We start from the raw sequence: 21093 nt of genomic DNA, 5'->3' as shown, positions 1-21093 counted from the left end.
GCCAAGATGTTAAGCGCAAGTTATAAATTTTCCTCGGCGAACGAAGCCAGTCGACTGCGTACTACCCCATTAAGATTTACGGTAGCACCACCTTCAAAATGTTTAAACCGCTCTACAATATAGGTAAGCCCCGAAGTAACCGCCGTTAAATAATTACTGTCTATTTGAGCTAAATTCCCAGTACAAATTAGTTTTGTTCCTTCCCCACAACGAGTAATAATAGTTTTTAGCTGAGAAGCCGTTAAGTTTTGGCTTTCATCTAAAATCACCACCGCATTTTGAATACTGCGTCCGCGCATAAAATTCACCGACTTAAACTGAATGTTGGCTTTTTCCATAATGTAATTACGGCTCGAAATTGGGTTTTCATCACCTTTATGCAGCACTTCTAAGGTATCGGTTATGGCAGCCAACCAAGGCGCCATTTTTTCTTCCTCGGTACCAGGCAAAAAGCCAATTGATTCTGCAATTTCAGGGGTATTACGGGTTACAATGACTTTGTCGTAAATACCTTTTTCAATCACCATCTCTAGCGCACACGCAAGTGCCAGTAAAGTTTTACCACATCCCGCTGGGCCGGTTAAAATAACAAGCTCAATAGACGTGTCGAGCAAGGCATCAAGAGCCATTGCTTGGTAAATATTTTTTGGTTTTATTCCCCATGCACTTTGATGCATCAATCGCTCTGCACCAATATCTTTAATGGTAATATGCTCACCATCATACGATTTAACTCTAGCGGCAAACTGATCGCCATCATCAAGTAAATATTCATTACAAAACACATCAGGAATTAAATCTTTAGGGATATGATGAACTGTTTCGCGTCCGTGTTGCTCAGTGTTACACTGACCGACGTGCTGCCAAAAATCGCCCTCAATTTTTTTATAACCACTGGTGAGTAAATCAATATCGTCGATTAACTGATCAGTACGATAGTCTTCAACATATTTAAGCCCCGCCCCTTTGGCTTTTAAGCGCATGTTAATATCTTTAGTTACTAATATGACTTTCTTATCGCTATGCTGGTTTTGTAAATGCACCGCACAATTAATAATACGATGGTCGTTTTCATTGCCCGGCAAACCAGAAATAGAATCGGCAAATAAATGGTCGTTTACAATAATTAAGCTGCCTGTCGATCCGCCTTTTTTATTCCTTGGCAGCGCCACACCTTGTAGCATTTGTTCGGGAGTTGCCTGACTCAACACCCCATCAAGGCCACGAATAGCCACTCGCGCATCGCGGCTCACATCGTGTTTTCTATCTTTTATATGATCAAGTTCTTCCAATACGGTCATTGGGATAACCACTTGGTGCTCTTGGAATGACAAATACGCGAGGGGTTCGTGAAGTAATACATTGGTATCTAGCACATACATTTTACTATCAAAATTTGAAGCTTTTCCCATAGTACTTTCCTTACGTTTTATGATTTTTATGCTATACCCAATAAACTAATCAGTGGTTACTAATAAACTTGATTAATTACTTAGATATAATTTGAGTTTAGTCTATTTGTCATAAAAGTCTGTTTTATGACAAATATCATTTAGTTTGAATTTTCCACAAAATCGACGCACTAATGAGCGCTTTGGGTTGGTAATAATTCATACTTATAAAATTAATTAAAAGTCAGGCAAATAGCGCCTTGCAGTGGTGTTATCTAACAGGTAACATAGCCGCCTTTTTCTTCATAGACGAGACATACATGAATTTTTCCTTAGGTCAGCGTTGGATAAGTGACACAGAGTCAGATTTAGGATTGGGCACCGTTGTTGCCATTGATGGCCGCCAGGTCAGTATTTTATTTCCTGCCAGTGGTGAAAACCGTGTTTATTCTTCTGCAGAAGCACCGGTAACCCGCGTAGCATTTAATCCTGGGGATGTGATCCGAAGCGTTGAAGAATGGGAATTACAAGTCGAGTCTATTGAAGTGCAGGGTGAGTTACTGTGCTATCACGGAGAGCGTGTTGATAACGGTGAAAAAGTACAATTAAAAGAAACTTTTTTAGATCACTTTATCAAGTTCAATAAACCGCAAGACCGCTTATTTGCAGGCCAAGTAGACCGTTTTGATCGGTATACTTTGCGCTATCAAACCTGGTTACATCAGTTTGAACGTCAGCAATCACCTCTTAAAGGCTTAATAGGTCAACGCGCTAACCTTATTCCGCATCAGCTTTATATTGCTCAAGAAGTCGGTAAACGTTTTGCACCACGGGTATTACTTTCTGATGAAGTAGGCTTAGGTAAAACCATCGAAGCGGGCATGATTTTACATCAACAAATTATCACCGGTCGTGCCAGCCGTGTACTTATTGTTGTGCCTGAGAACTTACAACACCAATGGTTAGTAGAAATGCTACGCCGTTTTAATTTACGTTTTTCAATTTTTGATGAAGAACGCTGCGACGAAGCGTTTGCTGATTCACCCAATGTATTTGATACCGAGCAACTGGTACTTACTAGCCTTGAGTTTTTAACCAAGAAAAAACGCTGGTTTGAACAAGCTACGTTGGCCGACTGGGATTTATTAGTAATCGATGAAGCGCATCATTTAAGCATTAACAACAATAAACCCAGTGCCGAATACCAACGTATGGCTGAGCTGAGCCAAGATATTCCTGGGCTAATTTTATTAACAGCAACACCAGATCAACTGGGTCATCGTAGTCATTTTGCTCGTTTACAACTGCTCGACCCAGATCGTTTTTACGACTATGACGTTTTTAAAGAAGAAGAAGCAAACTACAAAGACGTTGCCGAAGCTGCTAATCAGTTATTACAAGAACAAGCACTGGATGACAGCGCAAAAGCCACATTAATTGAGCTATTAAAAGAAACAGATATCACCGATATCCTTGAAAAAGCCCAACAAGGCGACCTTGCTGCACGTAAAGAAATACTCAATATGTTACTGGATCGCCATGGCACTGGGCGCATATTATTTAGAAATAGCCGCAGTGGCATTGATGGCTACCCTAGCCGTAAATTACATGCCTACCCAATGGCATTACCTAAGCAATACAAAACAGCAATGACCGTACTGGGTAATATGAGTGGCATTCAAAATGCCGAGCTCAGTGCGCAACGTGCACTTTTCCCTGAAAAAATATTTCAAGAATTTGAAGGTGAAAGCGCAAGTTGGGGATTATTTGACCCTCGCGTAGATTGGTTAATTGAAACGCTAAAAACACTCAAGCGTGAAAAAGTACTTCTTATTTGTGCTAAAGCCGAAACAGCGATTAGCCTTGAGCAAATATTACGTGAACGCGAAGCAATTAAAGCCTCTGTGTTCCACGAGGGCATGTCGATTATTGAACGTGACCGCGCTGCGGCATTCTTTGCCGATGAATACGATAACGCACAAATATTACTGTGTTCAGAAATTGGTTCAGAAGGTCGTAACTTCCAGTTCTCACATCACTTAGTGTTATTTGATTTACCACTCAACCCCGATTTACTTGAGCAACGTATTGGTCGATTAGACCGTATAGGGCAAACACAAGATGTGAACATTCACGTGCCTTATTTCGAAAACACGGCACAAGAAGTACTACTGCGTTGGTATAACGAAGGCTTAGATGCGTTTGAAAGCACATCAACCACTGGGCAGTTGCTGTATAAAGAGTTCAGCGAAGATTTACTTGAGTACATTGCAGCTCATAATTGTGATGAAGATGAGCTAGATCCACTCCTTGAGCAAGTAGCACAAAAAAACGCAGTATTACGTAAACAAATGGAAAGTGGTCGAGATCGCTTGCTAGAGCTACATTCATCGGGACAGGGTGCTGCTGATTCACTTGTGGCTGACATTGAAAAGCTCGACAACCAGTTTGAACTGCCAAGCTACATGATCAACGTGTTCGACACCTTTGGTGTAAGCCAAGAAGATAAAGGTGAAAACACCATTATTTTAAAGCCCACTGAGCACATGTTAAACGCTTCGTTCCCATCGCTAAAAGACGATGGTATGACAGTAACCTTTGACCGCGATACAGCGCTTTCTCAGGAAGATGTGCACTTTATTAGTTGGGATCACCCTATGGTGCAAGGCACTATGGATATGATTTGTGATGATGATTTTGGTAGTTCATCGGTGGCGTTACTTAAAAACAAAAAGTTACCACCAGGCACCTTTTTTGTTGAGCTAATATTTGTTGCCGAAGCCATGGCACCAAAAGCACTGCAAGTTGGCCGCTTTTTACCCCCTACGCCAATTCGTATTTTACTCGATAAGAGCAGTAATAACTTAGGTGAAAATGTTGGTTTTGATGGCTTTAATCAGCAACTATCTGCGGTAGGTCGTCAAACTGCGAGTAAATTAGCTGGTGCATTACAAAGTGCAGTTCATCCAATGATCAACACCGCAAAAGACATGGCGCAACAAAAATTGGATGTTATCCGTGCCGAGTCATTAGTAAAAATGCAAACATCGTTAAGCGAAGAGCAGCAGCGATTAGTTGCACTGAAGCAAATTAATCCAAATATTCGCCAAGAGGAAATTACCTTTTACGATAAACAACGCAATGAGCTAACTGCACATATTGAAAAAGCGCAGTTAAAACTTGATGCGATTCGTTTGATTGTGGTTTCGCACTAGAGAATCTAGCTGTCAGTCGTTAGTTAAAGATCAACTAGTGTGTGCATTGAAAAAAGCGCGATATTTATATCGCGCTTTTTACTTGAGCCTTTGCCTTCGCTCCACTAAAATAACGCACTTCAAAATCACTGAGGTCTGCTGTGTTAGTTAATTACAATCCCCCTATGAGCCCGTATTTAACTATACTGTTTCAAGACGATGATTTACTTATTGTAAATAAGCCTAGCGAGTTACTCACCGTCCCAGGTAAAGACCCAAAACATGCCGATAGTTTAATCAATCGCGTCAATCGTGTTTTTCCTAGTGCTAAAATTGTTCACCGTTTAGATATGGCTACCTCAGGCATACTTTGCTTAGCAATGAACAAAGCCGCTCATCGGCATTTAAGTATGCAATTTCAAGAACGCGAAACAGCAAAACGTTATATTGCACGTGTTTACGGGCAACTTGAAACTGAAACCGGCTCAGTTGACTTACCGCTTATTTGTGATTGGCCGAACCGTCCTAAGCAAATGGTTGATCATGACAATGGCAAACCTTCGCTCACTCATTTTAAAGTGCTTGAACGTGAAGCACAGGCAACCCGTGTAGAGCTTACTCCTATTACAGGGCGCTCACATCAGCTGCGCGTGCACATGCTAAGCTTAGGCCACCCTATTATAGGCGATCGCCTCTACGCCCATAAAGACGCACTTGCTGCTGCTCCTCGGTTACAGCTACATGCACAAATGCTACAACTAAAACACCCTGTAACGGAGCAAGTACTTACTTTTGAAGCTGAGAGCGAGTTTTAACACGGATTAATCTTTTAGCTATTTACTGTAAATAGCTAAACTTTAAGCGTGCTTCGCCGATACATAAATAAGATTTAAATAAAAAGCTTATTTATGTTTATTCCGCAGATGTTTAAAGCCATTATTACTACTCTTGTGCTTGGCTGTACGTTAATCGGTTTTCAAGCACTGAGTGCTGAGTATATCGCTCCTCCTCCCTTTTCAAAAAATATTGATGCGGATATCTCTCGCCTAGCCCAAAATGATGAAGTAAAGCCTATTTTAGCTGGTGATACTGAGTTTTTAACTTTATACAGTGAATATATAAGTGCCGACTTTAGAGGTGTTGTAATACTTATTCCTGACTGGCAATCAACGCCGACAAACAATGCAGGCATAAATTTTTTACGTAAAGAGCTGAATAATCAAGGGTATACCTCTTATGCAATGACAGTTCCTGATATTGATTGGCAAGCAGCTCAAGATGATGCAGCAAAAACGATTAGTGATCCTGTGGGCAAAAATAATGAAACAGCCAACGCAAATACTAAGCCAGACACCAGTACACAAAAACAGCCTCATCATGCTGACTATGTTGAACAAGTAAATACTGAAGTGGTAGATAACTATAAATTAAAACTAGTCGCTCGCTACAAAGCTTTATACCAACAAGCTGCGATGGAGTCTGAGAATATTGTTGTTATTGCACAAGGCACCAGTGCTGGGGTGTTGTTGGAGCACTACGCTGAATTTTCAGACTCAAGAATAAACGCCTTCATTAGTTTAAGTAGCTACCTTCCTAATACAAAACGCAATGCAAAGTTAAGCCAAATAACATCTTTGGTCGCCCCTGCTTTGTTAGATATTTATTTTGCTACAGACAGTAATGACATCTTAATGAATCTTAAAAACCGCCAGCGTTGGGTTAACCGAAATGCAAAGTTTGATTATCGCCAACGTCAGTTGTTTGGATTACGCGATGCGCCGCAGCAACATGCGCGGCTAAGCAAAGAAATAGACGGGTTTTTACGCCGCCTTTTTTAAATACTCGTATGCCGCTTGAATATCTTGGCTTTTTTTAACCGCGACTTCCATCATATGCTTAGGTAAACCTTGCGATACCAGTTTATCAGGGTGGTGCTGAGCCATGAGCTTACGGTAGGCTACTTTAATATCACGTTGCGATGCGTCTTTATTTAACCCTAACAAGGCCAATGCTTGCGAACGGTTCATATCATTACTTGGTGGTACATGATGCCCTGAGCCTTCACGGTAGCTGCTACTTTGGCTTTGCTGCTGTTTAAAACGCTGTTGTTGCTGCCTAAAGTTAAACTCTGCTTGATAACGCTTTAATACAAAGGCAAAGTGTGCTTTAGACACACCTAGCTGCTTACTAACTTCTTGCAGTAATTGCTTTTCTTGTGCAGCAAGTACCCCGTCAGAAAACGCCATCTGGATTTGAATTTCTAAAAATAACTGCAGTAAATCATAACGTTTAGCAAAACGTTCTTTAAAATCATAAACCGTATCTTTGAGTGAAAAGTCGCTGTCTTTACCCGATTGAAACGCCTGCTGCGCTTCACGGCGCTCTTCGCCTTTTAAGCCCATTTCATCCATAAACAGCGTCGCTGCTTTAATGTGGGTTTCGCTAACACGGCCATTCGACTTGGCAATATGCCCCATTACCGCAAAGCAACTCGAAAAAAACAACGCTTGGCGTTCGTTAACATCATCGCCTTTAAAAAGGTTAGAAAAGCCGCCAGCTTTATCAAAGTCTTTTTTTAAGCTTTTATCAAACATATGGCCTAGGTATAAGCCTAAAATGGCGCCAAATATTTTGCCAAACATAAAACCAAAACAGAAACCGAGAATTTTTCCCCACATTTTAAAACTTACCTCTAATGTTTTTATATTTAGCTTATGGCGCTAGCTGTTGGTTAAGAGCCGATAAACGCTCTGGCGTTCCTACATCGTCCCATTGGCCAATATAGAGTTCAGTGGAGGCTAAATGTTCATTTAATTTTTCACGTAGCAAAGGGCCTAATGGCCGAATGCCTGGGGCTAGCCCCTCAAAAAAGTCAGCTTGATAACGCCCTATCCCTGAAAAAGTATACCGCAGGCTACTTGTCGGTAAGTGGCTCAGTGCAAAATCGCCATCAGGATTATGCGCAGGGTTTTCAACCAATACAATGTGCGCCTCTTTAGGCTGTAAATGTAGCTGCATTAATGCACTGACATCGTAGTCGCTGTAAACATCCCCATTGATCACAATAAATGACTCACCAAGTAAAGGAAGCGCTTGAATAATACCGCCTGCGGTTTCAAGCCCGCCCGTCACTTCTTGGCTATAGGTTATAGTCACGCCCCAGGCGCGCCCATCAGCAAAATAGGTTTTTATTTTATCTCCTTGCCACGCAAGGTTAATTATTATTTGAGTAATACCTGCAGCCTTTAGGCGCATAATATGATGCTCAATCAGTGGTTTTCCTGCTACACATAACATAGGCTTAGGTAACTGTGCGGTGAGCGGCATCATACGTTTACCGCGCCCAGCGGCTAATATCATCGCCTTCATGGTTGTTCCTCTTTTAACCGCTGTTGCACCTTTGGCACCACGCTAGTTTTTATCAAAGCCGATAAGTCGCTAAGCTCAGGGTATTGTGCCGCCACCTCTATTACGTATTCAAGTGTAGGGAGTATGTTTGCTAAGTAACCTTGTTTACCATCACGCAAATATAAACGACAAAAAATACCCGCCGCTTTTAAATGGCGTTGTAAACCCGTTAAATCAAACCAATATTTAAATTCTGCAAATGACTCGTTAGCTATTAAACCTTGGCGTTTAAATTCGTCGTAACCAAACTCAAGTAAATGATTCAGCTCGTCTTTAGGCAATTTAAAGTAGCAGTCTCTTAAAAGTGAGACTAAGTCATAACATAACGGACCTTGTACCGCGTCTTGATAATCAATAATCGCCCATTGCTGCTCGCAGCGCATAATATTACGACTGTGATAATCGCGGTGCATTGTGACTGTGGGTTGCTCAAGCAGTGTATTTATTAGCAGCGCTGTGCTTGTTTGCCAAGTCTGTTGCTGCTCAGCGCTGAGCTCTGCGCTAATAAAATCATTAACCAGCCAATTTTTAAAAATATCCAACTCTAATGCAATAAAGTCACGGTCATACGGATTCATTGACGGCGCAGCTGGAGTTTTTGCCCACTTGGCACTTAAACTGATCAGTTGCTGGTAATACTCGCTGCGATTGGCATCATCAAGCAAGTCAGCTAAATGGGTGCTACCTAAATCACTTAGAATAAAAAAACCTTGCTGCTCGTCACTATGAATAATGGATGGCAATAAAAACCCCTGCTCAGAAAACACCTTGTTTAATGCAATATAAGGGACGTTGTTAACTTTTTTTGGATCGGAGTCCATCACAATAAAGTTTTTATTTTCAGCGTTTAACCTATAATAACGGCGAAAACTGGCATCTGCAGTTATTGCATTAAGCGCATAGGATTGCTCACTAAAGTGAGTATTAATAAACTGTTGTAAACTCTCAAAGCGTGTCATTTTATAAGCTATCTATTTTTCACTAATTACTTTGCCATTGTTTTCCTTTATTATGTATAGCTTGTAACTAATCACAGAGCATAAAGGTCGATAAATGAGCAAAACCTGGGGCATTTTGATGCTAAGCGTACTGAGCGCACCATCGCTTGCCGAAACTGAACTGACACACAATTTTTGTGGCACTTCAATGCAAACCAGAGCTTGGCAACCGCTTGCTGGCCTTGAGCTTGGAACGGTTGATATCAGCGCTGATGACGTTGAGCTTTTAGGAACGCAAAGCGCTGAATTTACTGGCAATGTTGATATTAACACCGTTAACATGAGTTTGTCCGCACAATCAGCACTGATTGATAAACAACGTGGCCTGCTTAATGCCACTGGCCCAATTACCTATCGCGATTATGTAAGCCACGTACAAAGTTCGGGCTTAAATGCCGATTTAAATAACTCAGCATTTAGTTTATTAGGCGCACAATATAGCCTAACACAACAACAAGGCAAAGGCGGCGCGGAAAAGCTCACCGTCGATAAGTCTGGCTTAATGCTGATGAATGCAAGCTTTACTGCGTGCCCAGGTAATACGCCTGTGTGGGCTATTGAAGCCGATGAAATAAACTTATCACGTGAAGAAGGCTGGGGCGAAACCTACAATGCCGTGCTACGTATTTTAGATACGCCGGTACTCTATTTACCTTATTTTACTTTCCCACTCGATGAGCGCCGTAAGTCAGGCTTATTAACGCCCAGCTTTTCAAGTTCAGATCGCTATGGATTAGAAACGATTACGCCTTATTATTGGAATATTGCCCCTAATTATGATGCCACTATTACCCCGCGTTATATGTCACGTAAGGGGCTACAATTACAAACTGAATTTAGATATTTAACCCCAGAGCACCAAGGTTTAGTGGCTGTAGAATATTTAAATAAAGATGACTCAGAGCCTGAGCTTAACGAGCGTTTTTTGTTTCATTGGCAACAAAAAAGTTATATTGGTGAAGACTGGCGAGCCAGTATTGATATTACCAATGTTAGTGATGATAACTACCTCACTGATTTAAACTCAACCTATGCAAGTAAAACCGATACGCAGCTTTATCGTACCGGCTCGCTAACCCATATGGGCGAAATGTGGCGTACTGATATAAAAATGCAAAACTTTGAAGTACTCGGTGACCACTTAGAATCATACACGGCGTTACCACAAATTAGCTTTACCCAAACCACCCCTTGGAAAATTGATTATTTCGATTTTAGTGTTTCAGGCGAGCTGAGCCATTTTACTAACAGCTCTGCGGTAATTGACCAAGCTACTCGCGTGCACATCGAACCTAAAGCACGCTTTGATTACAAAGAGTATGCCTGGTCATTTTTATCTGAAGTGAGCTTATTGCAAACTAACTATAAACAAGACGGTGATTTACAGGGTACACAGTATAGCGATAATGTTTCGCGTACTTTGCCTAAAGTGCGCTTATATTCTCAGCTTAACTTTGAGCGCGACACCTCAATTTTTATTGACGATGGTATTCAAACTCTAGAGCCACAAATTCAGTATTTATATACGCCTAATAAAGATCAGTCTGACATTGGCTTATACGATACCACCAAGTTACAAGATGACTTTTTTGGTTTATTCAGGGATGCGCGTTTTTCAAGTGTTGACCGAATTGCCGCAGCTAATCAATTTACATTAGGGGCTACAACGCGTTTATTTGATAAGAAAAATGAAGAAGTATTTAACTTCAGCGCAGGCCAAATATTTTATTTAAGTGATTCAGCCAAGCCTACAGAGCAAGGACTTAATAGCGATAGTAACTACAATGCCTTGTTTGCAGCGCAAACCATGTTACATTGGCACCGCCGCTGGTATTTATCGGGTGGTATTCAGTACGACACGGATGGCAAGCAAATTATCCAGTCAAATTTAACCTTAGACTATAAAGGTGACGATAATCAGCTGGTTCAATTGAACCATCGCTATGCAAATGATGTCTCAGGAAATACAATCGAGCAAGCGGGCTTATTTACAAGCATCCCTATCAGTGACGAGTGGCAATTTATTGCAAGTTACCATCGCGATCTTGATAATAACCGCAGTATTGAAGTATTGAGTGGATTACAGTATGAATCGTGCTGTTGGGCGTTCCAAATTACTGGCCATCGCCAAATTGAAACTGATTTAAATCAGTCAATTGGGCAACCCCAAGCCACTTTTGATTCGAGCATTCGTTTGAATTTTGTATTAAAAGGGCTTGGTAGTAAAAGCCGTTACGATGCTCAAAAATTATTACAACAAGGTATTTTTGGTTATCGTAGGCCGTATTTTCTTAATGACTAAACTGCTTTATTTATAGTAAAAATTTACAAATAACTATATTAATTTAGCCGTATTTAGCATTACAACAGTACTATTAGTAAGAGTAGTAAAAAGAATATGAATTTAAAAAAATTATTAACATCAGCAGTTTTAACGTTCAGCTTGTGCCAAAGTGCATTTGCCGCCCCTGTCGAAATAGACAAAGTAATTGGTATTGTAAACCAAGGCGTTATTTTAAAAAGTGAAGTAGACACTATTGTTGATCGCGTAAAAAAACAAGCAGAAAAACAAAACCAACAGCTGCCAAAAGACGAAACACTACGTGTTCAGGCGATTGAGCGTTTAGTAAATCAAACCTTGATGATGCAGATGGCTGAGCGCATGGGCTTAGAAATTTCAGATAGCCAGCTTGACCAAACACTTGCCAACATGGCTAAAGAGCAAGGCGGTACAATTGCTGATTTGCGTCGTACTATTGAAGCGTCGGGTGAGAGCTTTCAAGCTTACCGCGAAGAAATTCGTAAAGAGATAACCACGCAACAAGTTACACGTGCAAACGTAGACCGCCGTATATATGTAAGCGACCAAGAAATTGATAACTTACTAAAAATTATGGATAGCCAAGGCCAAAATGCCGAAGAATACGATATTGGTCACATACTTATCGATATTCCAAGTGGTGCTGCTGCAGAAGACGTAAGCTCAGCAAAAACACGCGCAGACAAAGTTATTGAACTGCTGCAAGATGGCCAAGAATTTAAACGTATTGCCATTTCATCATCAAGCGGCTCAAAAGCGCTTGAAGGCGGACAATTAGGCTGGATGGGCATTAACGAAATGCCATCGTTATTTGCAGAAGCTGTAAAAGGTAAAAAGAAAGATGCGATTATTGGTCCACTTCGTTCCGGTGCGGGTTTCCACATCATTAAAGTGCAAGACGTACGTGGTCGCCAAGTAGTAGAGACCACTGAAGTTAAATCTCGCCATATTCTTATTAAGCCTTCAATTATTTTAAGTGAAGAAAAAGCTCGCACTATGTTAGCAGGCTTTGTTAAAGATTTACGCGCCGGCGATGCTGACTTTGCAGAACTTGCTAAAGAGCATTCACAAGACCCAGGTTCAGCACTTAAAGGCGGTCAATACGATTGGACTGATCCAACCACCTACGTGCCTGCGTTTAGAGATACGTTACTATCACTTGATAAAAACGAAATCAGCGAACCATTTAGAAGTCAGTTTGGCTGGCACATTGTGCAGTTACTAGATAAACGTGTTGCAGATAAGACAGAGCAAGCTAAACGCAATCGTGCACATGGCATGTTGTTTAATCGTAAATTTAAAGAAGAAAGCTTTAACTGGCAGCAAGAAATGCGCGAACAAGCCCACGTTGAAATTTTCCCAATAGACGAATAATTATGACCTTAAGAATTGCGGTAACCCCCGGTGAGCCTGCAGGCATTGGCCCAGACTTGCTATTAAAACTGGCACAGCACAGCTGGGATGCGCAACTAGTAGCGATTGCAGATGCATCGCTACTAAAACAACGCGCTAAGCATTTGGGTTTAAACATTGAATTAATTGAATTTGATGAACAAGCCAAAGCAATGCCAACAGCGGCTGGCAGCTTATATATTAAGCAAATTAATTTAGCAGAGCCCGTTGAGCTTGGCGTGCTTAATGACGCCAATGGACAATACGTGTTAGATACATTACGTATTGCCAGCGAGAAGAATATGGATGGCACATTTGATGCCGTTGTTACGGGGCCTGTTCACAAGGGTATTATTAACCAAGCCGGCATTTCTTTTAGTGGCCATACTGAGTACTTTGCTCAGCAATCAGGTACAGCCGATGTGGTTATGTTATTAGCCACTGAAGGTTTGCGTGTTGCCCTAGTAACCACACATATTCCGCTTGCTTATGTTTCTCGTGCCATTACGCAAGAGCGACTAGTTAAAGTAGCTAATATTCTTAATCATGACTTAAAAACGAAATTTGGTATTGAGCAACCACGCATTTTAGTCTGTGGCTTAAACCCTCATGCTGGTGAAGATGGCCATTTAGGCCGCGAAGAAATCGACACGATTACGCCTACGCTCAACCTACTAAGGGCTGAAGGGATGAACTTAATCGGTCCTTTACCAGCCGATACCCTATTTCAAGATAAATACCTAAATGAAGCCGATGCAGTGCTGGCTATGTATCACGATCAGGGATTACCTGTGCTAAAATATAAAGGATTTGGTAAGTCAGTGAATATAACTCTTGGCCTTCCATTTATTCGCACCTCAGTCGACCACGGTACTGCGCTTGATTTAGCCGGTACAGGCGATGCTGATGTTGGCAGTTTTGAATTAGCGATCCGCGAAGCAATTAAGCTCGCCCATGAAAAAGCACAGAATCAATGACCGATAAAGTACACTTAGGACACCGCGCCCGTAAACGTTTTGGCCAAAACTTTTTATTCGATGAGTCAATCATCGACAAAATCGTCACCGCTATCGATCCTAAACCGCAAGATAATTTAGTAGAAATTGGCCCAGGTCTAGGCGCTATTACCGAACCTGTTGCCGATTTAAGCGGCCATTTAACGGTTGTTGAGCTAGATAAAGATTTAGCCCAGCGTTTAATTGAACACCCTTTTTTAGGGCCAAAATTAACCGTAAACCAAGGCGATGCAATGAAGTTTGATTTTGCAAGCCTGGTTAAAGATGACAAAAAGCTAAAAGTATTCGGCAACCTGCCGTACAACATTTCAACGCCTTTGTTGTTTCACTTGTTTGAATTTGCCGATCATATTGAGCACATGCACTTTATGCTGCAAAAAGAAGTGGTAAAGCGCATGGTAGCAGGCCCAGGTAGTAAAACCTTTGGTCGCTTGAGTGTGATGACTCAGTATTATTGTCATGCGATGCCTGTGGTAGAAGTACCGCCTGAGTGCTTTAAACCGGCACCTAAAGTCGATTCTGCGGTTATTCGCTTAATCCCTAAAAAGGCACAGCAGCGCACCGCTAAAAGCGTTAAAATATTAAACACCGTTTGTTTAGAAGCGTTTAATCAGCGCCGTAAAACGTTGCGTAACAGCCTTGGCAACCTTCTAACAGCTGACGAATTAACCAGCATTGGCATTGATATTACTTTGCGTGCTGAGAGCCTGTCGTTACAACAATTTATTGATATAGCTAACTGGATTTATGACAACAAGCAGTAATAGTAATATAGGATCACCTGTAAAGGTATCTGTTGAAACGTTTTATGTGGAAGAGCAATCGCAACCCGAACTAGATAAGTTTGTGTTCGCCTACTCCGTTACTATAAAAAACCACAGTTTATGCAGTGCAAAGCTACTTAGCCGTTATTGGCTGATTACTGATGCCAATGGCAAAGAAGTAGAAGTGCAAGGCGAAGGTGTGGTGGGTGAAACCCCAGATATAGCTCCAGGTGAAAGCTACAAATATACCAGTGGTGCAATAATAGATACACCGGTAGGCACCATGCAGGGACATTACACTTTACGTAACGAGTTTGGTGCTGAATTTGAAGCCCCCATAAACGTATTCCGCTTAGCCTGTCCTAATATCTTACACTGACAAAAACAGGTAACAATGGCCGACTACGCAATAGGTGATTTACAAGGCTGCTTTGACGAATTTAGTTTATTGTTAAAGCAAGTCGACTTTAACCCTAGCAAAGATCACTTATATTTAGTGGGTGATATTGTCGCTCGCGGTCCAAACTCGAAAGCGTGCCTTGATTATATCTATCAACATCAAGACAGTGTTAGCGTCACATTAGGCAATCATGACTTACACATGATTGCCTGTTATTTAAATAATGTTACACCTAACCCCAAAGACAGACTCACTGCACTGTTTAACAGTAGTAAACTGCCCCACTACATCGCGTTTTTACAAACTCAGCCTTTAGCTCTTTATTTAGAGCAGTATGATTGTTTTATCTCTCATGCAGGACTTAACCCTGATTGGTCATGCGTACATGCTATTGAACACGCTCAATTTGCTCAACAGTGTTACAGTCAAAACAATGCCGAGTTCTATTTTAAAAACATGTATCAGCCTCACCCGATAAAATGGACTGAGCAACTTGATGATGCTGCTAAATTTCGTTACATCGTTAATTATTTCACTCGCATGCGCTTTATTACGCCTGATAATTTGCTCGATTTTAATGCAAAAGAAGCAACAACAAATTCATCATCACTAATTCCTTGGTTTTCTCATCCTGCCATTATGAATGCTCAACATGACCTAATTTTTGGACACTGGGCAGCACTTGAAGGCAAAACGCCCTACAACCACCTTTATGCTCTAGACACGGGTTGCGTATGGGGTGGCTCAATGACACTAATAGAACTACAAAGTAAGCAAAAATTTTCAGAAAAATCACAACTTTTGTCTAAATAAACTGAAAAAAGTTAATACATCTGTTAAGTTTAAAAGTGGATGTTAAATTGCATAATTACAAAACATTCACAATATTGTGTAAAAAAATAGTAATACTCTTAATTGAGTTAAACATAGGCAATAAACAAGTGTTAACGCCTTACATTATTTTTTATCCCTAATCGAAGACTTGTATTATGCATGCTTGGTTTGTAATTAAGTTTCGCGGTAAATTTAGCAACTAACTATTAACAGTAAAAATTAATTATTTTTAATTACTTAACTTATTGTTGAAAGCGCCGATAAGTTTTAATAGACGTATTTTTGAATGGAAAACCATATGAATCTAACAGTGAGTCAACGTATTTGGGGTGGTTTTATATTTATCACTTTATTACTTTTAATTATTGGCGGTAACTCTTTAATAAAAATAGCAAATATAGATCGTTCAACTCAAAAAGTTAATCAGCTATCGCTCCCTGCATTGAACAAAAGTGCACAATTACAAGCTGAATTTATTTTGATGAGTAAAGCCGCCCAAGCTAGTTTCCATATTACATCGGCTCAAGAACTCGCCTCATTAAAAGCTCAAATAGAAGAACAAAAACAAATATTTGATAAATTACACCGCGAACTACAACAAGTTGTTAAAGACGATCCACAATTAAACAAAAGTAGCCTTGAAGTTGAAAAAACCTATCAGAGCTTTTCAAATATCATAAGCAGCCTGCTTAAAGATAAAAACACCCAGCTAGTGCTTAACAAAAAGCTCAAAGCGCAACTAGACACCATTGAGCTCGCGGCAGAAGATGCCAACTCTATAGTGCTTGATATTATTGATATTGATGGTTTAGAGGATAATCATCCACGCGCTTATCAAGCAGCTAATAATCTAGAAAATAACTTTATGTCCGTGGTTACCAGCAGCACCGACATGCTAACCGTTAAAACGCTTAACACGCTCGATATTATCAAAAACGAGCAAGTGTATTACTTTGAAGAAGTCGTTCGTACAGTTTCATTAATAAAGCCGGCGATAGAGCAAAGTCACAACAGCTTGTTTAATGACTTAAAGGGTTATATAGATACCCTAGAGAGCAATATTTTAGGTAACGATAGCCTTTCAGCGAATAAAAAGCGCCTTATTGACGCAATAAGCACAACCGAGCGTGAATTAGCAGAGTCTGAAAAAGCGACCAAAACAGCGCTTAGCCAAATTGACGAATTAGTATTACAAGCCAGTGGCGTTGCATTTACATTACAAGAAGGCGTACGTAGTGACGTAAACTCAGCTAATTTATGGACATGGATAGGTATGATCATTGCGACTATTATCGCTGTGCTTGTAGCCATCATTACGGTTAACCGTATTATTAAGCCATTAGCGGAAGTAAATCGTATTCTAGATATTGTTGCCAGTGGTGATATGACTCAACGCTTAGATGACAGCGCAAAAGATGAATTTGGTGAATTATCGAAAAGTTGTAATACCTTAATTGATAGTTTACGTAGCTTAATCACCGGTATTATTTCACGTTCAACACAACTTGCAGCCGCTTCTGAGCAAACCTCAACAATTACCGGTGAATCAAGCAAAGCAATCAGTAATCAGCAAGCGCAAGTAGAGCAAGCAGCAACCGCAACCACTGAAATGAGCAGCACATCACAAACAGTGAGTAATAGTGCACAACAAGCACTGAGCGAAATTAAAAATGCCGATAAAGAAGCGGAGCGCGTTAAAGGTATTTCAAATCAAAATAAAGCAACCATTGAGCAACTCGCCTACGAGGTAGACGAAGCATCAAGTGTTATCAATAAACTACACAAAGATAGCGCATCAATTGGTAGTATTTTAGATGTTATTCGCGGTATTGCGGAGCAAACTAACTTACTTGCACTTAATGCGGCTATTGAGGCTGCGCGTGCCGGCGAGCAAGGCAGAGGCTTTGCTGTGGTAGCTGATGAAGTGAGATCACTTGCAAGTAAAACACAAGAGTCGACCCAAGAAATTCAATCTATGATTGAGTCACTACAGTCGGGCGCTGAAGAAGCGGTTAAAGCTATGGAAAAAGGTAAAGAACGCGCGGTTTCGTGTGTTGAGCAAAGTGACTTAGCCAATAGTGCACTGGATTCAATTACCCTTGCAGTATCACAAGCGCATAATGTCAGTGAAGAGATATCAACAGCAGCACAAGAGCAACAACAAGTATCACAAGAGATCAGTGAGCGCTTAGAGTCTATTGTTGCTATTGCCGAGCAAACAGCAGAAGGCGCTGTACAAACGAATATTTCAAGTTCAGAAGTGGCTAAATTAGCCGAAGAGCTAAGAATATCAGTAGAGAACTTTAAAGTATAAATATCGCGCTGTAAGTAGCCTTAGAGCTACTTACAGCTCATACCCTAGTCAGTTACCGTAAAACCTCTTTCTTCCTCTTCAGGCATACTTAAATAGCTCATAACCGCACTCTAAATACACAATACCCAACGACTTAGCCCGTAAAATTATTTAATGCTCATACTTTTTATGTTTTTTAGTTATAAACAACTGATGCCATTATCTACGGAATAATTCGTGGCGCTTAACAAAAGCCAATTAGCGATTTAATTCAATGGGTATCATTACGGTGATATGGTTTCGGTGGATGATAGAGCAGATTTTAAAAACAAAAAACCCAGCATAAGCTGGGTTTTTACATTTCTGAAAGAAAACTAAATTACTTGATTTTAGCTTCTTTGAAAATCACATGTTTACGAGCCTTAGGATCGAATTTTTTGATTTCCATTTTTTCAGGCATGTTACGCTTGTTCTTGTCGGTAGTGTAGAAAAAACCAGTACCAGCAGTTGAAACTAAACGGATCTTATCGCGCATAATTCAGTTCCTTAAACTTTTTCGCCACGAGCACGGATTTCTGTAAGAACCGTGTCAATGCCTTTTTTATCGATAATACGCATACCTTTAGTAGTAGTGCGTAATGTTACAAAACGTTTTTCACTTTCAACCCAAAAACGGTGTGTTTGTAGGTTAGGTAGGAAACGACGTTTAGTCGCGTTTCTCGCGTGTGAACGGTGGTTACCAACCGCTGGACGCTTACCTGTAACTTGACATACTTTAGACATGTCTATATATCTCCAATAACTTCGCTCGAGCTTAATTTTCCCTAAGGCCATGTATTGTGCCCTAGAGATAAATCGAAAGGGCGCTCTTTATACAGCTTTTACAGGCAAAGATCAAATACTGATCTTATCCAACCAGCTCATGTGTAAATTTGATAGCGGCTAATTATAAAGATCGAATGCCCTTAGGGAAAGTAAAAACTGCATTTAAATTAAACTAATTTGCCAAAACGCACTAAACCGCTCATTTTTAGCACATATCTGTAAACGATAAACTCAAATCAGTCCCCGTTCGGCAAACGAAACACTACTTTCACCACCAATAATAATATGATCCAACACATTTATGTCGACTAATTGCAGTGCTTGGCACAATTTATTGGTAATGAGCTTATCGGCCTGACTCGGTTCTGCAATACCACTGGGGTGATTATGTGAAAAAATCACCGCCGCCGCATTATTTTTCAGTGCCGCCTTTACCACTTCACGCGGATATACACTGGCTGCGTTAATTGTGCCGTAAAATAATATTTCATCTTTTAATAAACGATTTTGACTATCAAGGTACAACACCATAAATACCTCTTGCTGCAATCCACGCATTTGCAGCGTTAAATAGTCATAAACGGCTTGTGGAGAATTAAAAACGGCGTCGCGCACAAAGCCCTCTTGCATGTAACGCTGGCTTAGCTCAAGTACTGCTTGTAGCTGAACATATTTAGCCATTCCCAAGCCTTTTTGCGCACAAAATTCATCCATACTGGCATTAAACAAATTATGCAGGGTTTTATTTTCGTTAATCAAATGCTGCGCCAACTCTATGGCATTCATGCCGGGTAGGCCCGTGCGCAAAAATATAGCTAATAGTTCAGCATCAGAGAGTGCCTTTGCGCCCTTTTCTAGCAGTTTTTCTCGCGGGCGGAGCGAATTAGGTAATGACGTTAATTGCATGATTCATCCTTGAAAGATTACTGTACTGTATAACTGTAATGCAAAATCAAAAATTAGTGCGATAAAACGCATTTTATTTTAGCTGTCACGCTCAAGATTTGTTATTTTAGCCACCATATTTTATAAAATTGATGAACAACCATGATTAATTTAACAAATAAAAAAATAGTGCTGGGTATTAGCGGTGGAATTGCAGCGTATAAATGTGCTGAACTCGTAAGACGCTTAAAAGACCATGGTTGTGACGTTAAAGTTGTAATGACTGAATCAGCAAAACATTTTATCACCCCGCTAACCATGCAAGCTGTGAGTGGTGAAATGGTGTCTGACTCGTTGCTAGACCCATCAGCCGAAGCCGCTATGGGGCACATTGAATTTGCCAAATGGGCTGATCTAATTTTAGTTGCTCCTGCCACCAGCAATATTATTGCGAAAATGGCCGCAGGGATTGCTGACGACTTGCTCACGACTTTATTACTGGCGACCCCCGCAAAAGTAGCCATAGCGCCGGCAATGAATCAACAAATGTACGCACACCCTGCAACGCAAGCTAATTTAGCCACTTTAAAAGCACGCAACGTTGCTATATGGGGGCCAGGCAAAGGCGAGCAAGCTTGTGGTGATGTCGGTGCTGGGCGAATGCTTGAACCGCATGAATTAGTGAGCTTATGCACTGAACCTGCTAAACCTGCACTATTGGCAGGTAAAACAATTACAATTACTGCAGGTCCAACTCGTGAACCTCTCGATCCTGTTCGTTTTATATCAAACCACAGCTCTGGAAAAATGGGCTATGCACTGGCGCAAGCTGCGTTATCATTCGGCGCACACGTAAACTTAATTTCAGGCCCGGTAACTATTACAGCACCGCAAGGCGTTAATTTAATTAATATAGAAAGTGCTGAACAGTTACTGCATGAGTCACTCAAATATGCGTCTCACTCAGATGCTTTTATTGGTTGTGCCGCTGTGGCCGATTATCGTGCAGCAAGTATCGCCACGCAAAAAATGAAAAAACAAGGCGATGAACTCACTCTTAGCTTAGTTAAAAACCCAGATGTAATAGCAGCGGTCGCAAACCTCACACAAAACCGCCCTTACACCGTCGGCTTCGCCGCAGAAACGCAGAACGTTGCTAATTACGCAAAGGGGAAACTAACCAATAAAAACCTCGATATGATTTGTGCCAACGATGTATCGCACAGTGATGTAGGCTTTAATTCAGAGCGCAACGCACTCACCCTTTATTGGCAAAATGAACAACTCGACTTACCTGAAACCAGTAAAATAGAAATAGCGGTTAAAGTGATCGAACAGCTTGCCAAGCGATTATAAAAAGGCTGGAAACAAAC

Annotated in this window: 18 protein-coding genes; 11 read left to right on the top strand and 7 right to left on the bottom strand. The window is 40.8% G+C overall.

Annotated features, from left to right (window positions below):
* Positions 1-20 precede the first annotated feature (20 nt).
* Positions 21-1412, bottom strand: coding sequence for a PhoH family protein (locus tag MTN97_RS04260; RefSeq protein WP_248473761.1), 1392 nt, complete (start codon positions 1410-1412; stop codon positions 21-23).
* Between the two features lie 299 nt (positions 1413-1711).
* On the opposite strand from MTN97_RS04260, the gene rapA reads away from it, so the two are divergent.
* The 3 genes from rapA (at position 1712) to MTN97_RS04245 (ending at position 6423) form a co-directional block, all read left to right on the top strand.
* Positions 1712-4606 (top strand): RNA polymerase-associated protein RapA, encoded by a 2895-nt coding sequence (gene rapA, locus MTN97_RS04255; RefSeq protein ID WP_069439844.1) that lies wholly within the window; start codon positions 1712-1714, stop codon positions 4604-4606.
* A gap of 140 nt (positions 4607-4746) precedes the next feature.
* A complete protein-coding gene (gene rluA / locus MTN97_RS04250; protein ID WP_248473760.1) occupies positions 4747-5400 on the top strand; it encodes a bifunctional tRNA pseudouridine(32) synthase/23S rRNA pseudouridine(746) synthase RluA in 654 nt (217 codons plus the stop codon).
* Positions 5401-5493: 93 nt separating this feature from the next.
* Entirely contained in the window at positions 5494-6423 is a 930-nt protein-coding gene (locus MTN97_RS04245; protein WP_248473759.1) for a DUF3530 family protein, read from the top strand.
* Here the strand turns inward: MTN97_RS04245 and djlA are convergent.
* Genes djlA through MTN97_RS04230 form a run of 3 tightly spaced genes read right to left on the bottom strand, consistent with a single transcriptional unit; the run spans position 6406 to position 8952 of the window.
* Positions 6406-7263, bottom strand: a complete 858-nt coding sequence (gene djlA / locus MTN97_RS04240; protein WP_008113211.1) for a co-chaperone DjlA — start codon at positions 7261-7263, stop codon at positions 6406-6408. The genes MTN97_RS04245 and djlA overlap by 18 nt on opposite strands.
* A gap of 34 nt (positions 7264-7297) precedes the next feature.
* On the bottom strand, positions 7298-7954 hold the full coding sequence (murU, locus tag MTN97_RS04235; protein ID WP_248473758.1) for an N-acetylmuramate alpha-1-phosphate uridylyltransferase MurU: 657 nt from the start codon (positions 7952-7954) through the stop codon (positions 7298-7300).
* Positions 7951-8952 carry an aminoglycoside phosphotransferase family protein gene (locus MTN97_RS04230; RefSeq protein ID WP_138564019.1) on the bottom strand — a complete coding sequence of 334 codons (1002 nt, stop codon included), beginning with the start codon at positions 8950-8952 and terminating at the stop codon, positions 7951-7953. Before MTN97_RS04230 ends, murU begins: the two co-directional genes overlap by 4 nt.
* A 94-nt stretch (positions 8953-9046) precedes the next feature.
* On the opposite strand from MTN97_RS04230, the gene lptD reads away from it, so the two are divergent.
* The 7 genes from lptD (at position 9047) to MTN97_RS04195 (ending at position 18031) form a co-directional block, all read left to right on the top strand.
* Complete coding sequence (lptD, locus tag MTN97_RS04225) at positions 9047-11293, top strand: LPS assembly protein LptD (RefSeq protein WP_041695801.1); 2247 nt, start codon at positions 9047-9049, stop codon at positions 11291-11293.
* A gap of 96 nt (positions 11294-11389) precedes the next feature.
* Positions 11390-12685: a peptidylprolyl isomerase SurA gene (gene surA, locus MTN97_RS04220; RefSeq protein ID WP_248473757.1), complete on the top strand. Its 1296-nt coding sequence runs from the start codon at positions 11390-11392 to the stop codon at positions 12683-12685.
* A 2-nt stretch (positions 12686-12687) separates the two neighbouring features.
* Positions 12688-13680 (top strand): 4-hydroxythreonine-4-phosphate dehydrogenase PdxA, encoded by a 993-nt coding sequence (gene pdxA / locus MTN97_RS04215; protein ID WP_013465902.1) that lies wholly within the window; start codon positions 12688-12690, stop codon positions 13678-13680.
* Positions 13677-14483, top strand: coding sequence for a 16S rRNA (adenine(1518)-N(6)/adenine(1519)-N(6))-dimethyltransferase RsmA (gene rsmA, locus MTN97_RS04210; RefSeq protein ID WP_008113221.1), 807 nt, complete (start codon positions 13677-13679; stop codon positions 14481-14483). Before pdxA ends, rsmA begins: the two co-directional genes overlap by 4 nt.
* Positions 14467-14862 (top strand): Co2+/Mg2+ efflux protein ApaG, encoded by a 396-nt coding sequence (gene apaG, locus MTN97_RS04205; RefSeq protein WP_248473756.1) that lies wholly within the window; start codon positions 14467-14469, stop codon positions 14860-14862. The genes rsmA and apaG overlap by 17 nt, the downstream gene beginning before the upstream one ends.
* A 15-nt stretch (positions 14863-14877) precedes the next feature.
* Positions 14878-15696 carry a symmetrical bis(5'-nucleosyl)-tetraphosphatase gene (locus MTN97_RS04200; RefSeq protein WP_248473755.1) on the top strand — a complete coding sequence of 273 codons (819 nt, stop codon included), beginning with the start codon at positions 14878-14880 and terminating at the stop codon, positions 15694-15696.
* Positions 15697-16015: 319 nt separating this feature from the next.
* The gene (locus MTN97_RS04195; protein ID WP_248473754.1) at positions 16016-18031 is read left to right on the top strand and encodes a methyl-accepting chemotaxis protein; all 2016 of its coding nucleotides are present in this window, start codon (positions 16016-16018) and stop codon (positions 18029-18031) included.
* A 358-nt stretch (positions 18032-18389) separates the two neighbouring features.
* Here MTN97_RS04195 and rpmG read toward each other — a convergent pair whose 3' ends face one another.
* The 3 genes from rpmG to radC form a co-directional block, all read right to left on the bottom strand.
* Positions 18390-18545: a 50S ribosomal protein L33 gene (rpmG, locus tag MTN97_RS04190; RefSeq protein ID WP_004587947.1), complete on the bottom strand. Its 156-nt coding sequence runs from the start codon at positions 18543-18545 to the stop codon at positions 18390-18392.
* Between the two features lie 11 nt (positions 18546-18556).
* A complete protein-coding gene (rpmB, locus tag MTN97_RS04185) occupies positions 18557-18793 on the bottom strand; it encodes a 50S ribosomal protein L28 (protein ID WP_008464111.1) in 237 nt (78 codons plus the stop codon).
* 273 nt (positions 18794-19066) lie between these two features.
* Complete coding sequence (gene radC, locus MTN97_RS04180) at positions 19067-19741, bottom strand: RadC family protein (protein ID WP_013465906.1); 675 nt, start codon at positions 19739-19741, stop codon at positions 19067-19069.
* Between the two features lie 141 nt (positions 19742-19882).
* Between radC and coaBC the strand changes: the two genes are divergently transcribed.
* Complete coding sequence (coaBC, locus tag MTN97_RS04175) at positions 19883-21076, top strand: bifunctional phosphopantothenoylcysteine decarboxylase/phosphopantothenate--cysteine ligase CoaBC (protein WP_248473753.1); 1194 nt, start codon at positions 19883-19885, stop codon at positions 21074-21076.
* The last annotated feature ends 17 nt before the right edge of the window (positions 21077-21093 follow it).

It is taken from the genome of Pseudoalteromonas sp. 2CM36K (genome assembly GCF_023161865.1).
GTDB lineage: Bacteria > Pseudomonadota > Gammaproteobacteria > Enterobacterales > Alteromonadaceae > Pseudoalteromonas > Pseudoalteromonas tetraodonis.
This window is presented reverse-complemented; position numbering and strand designations above follow the sequence as displayed.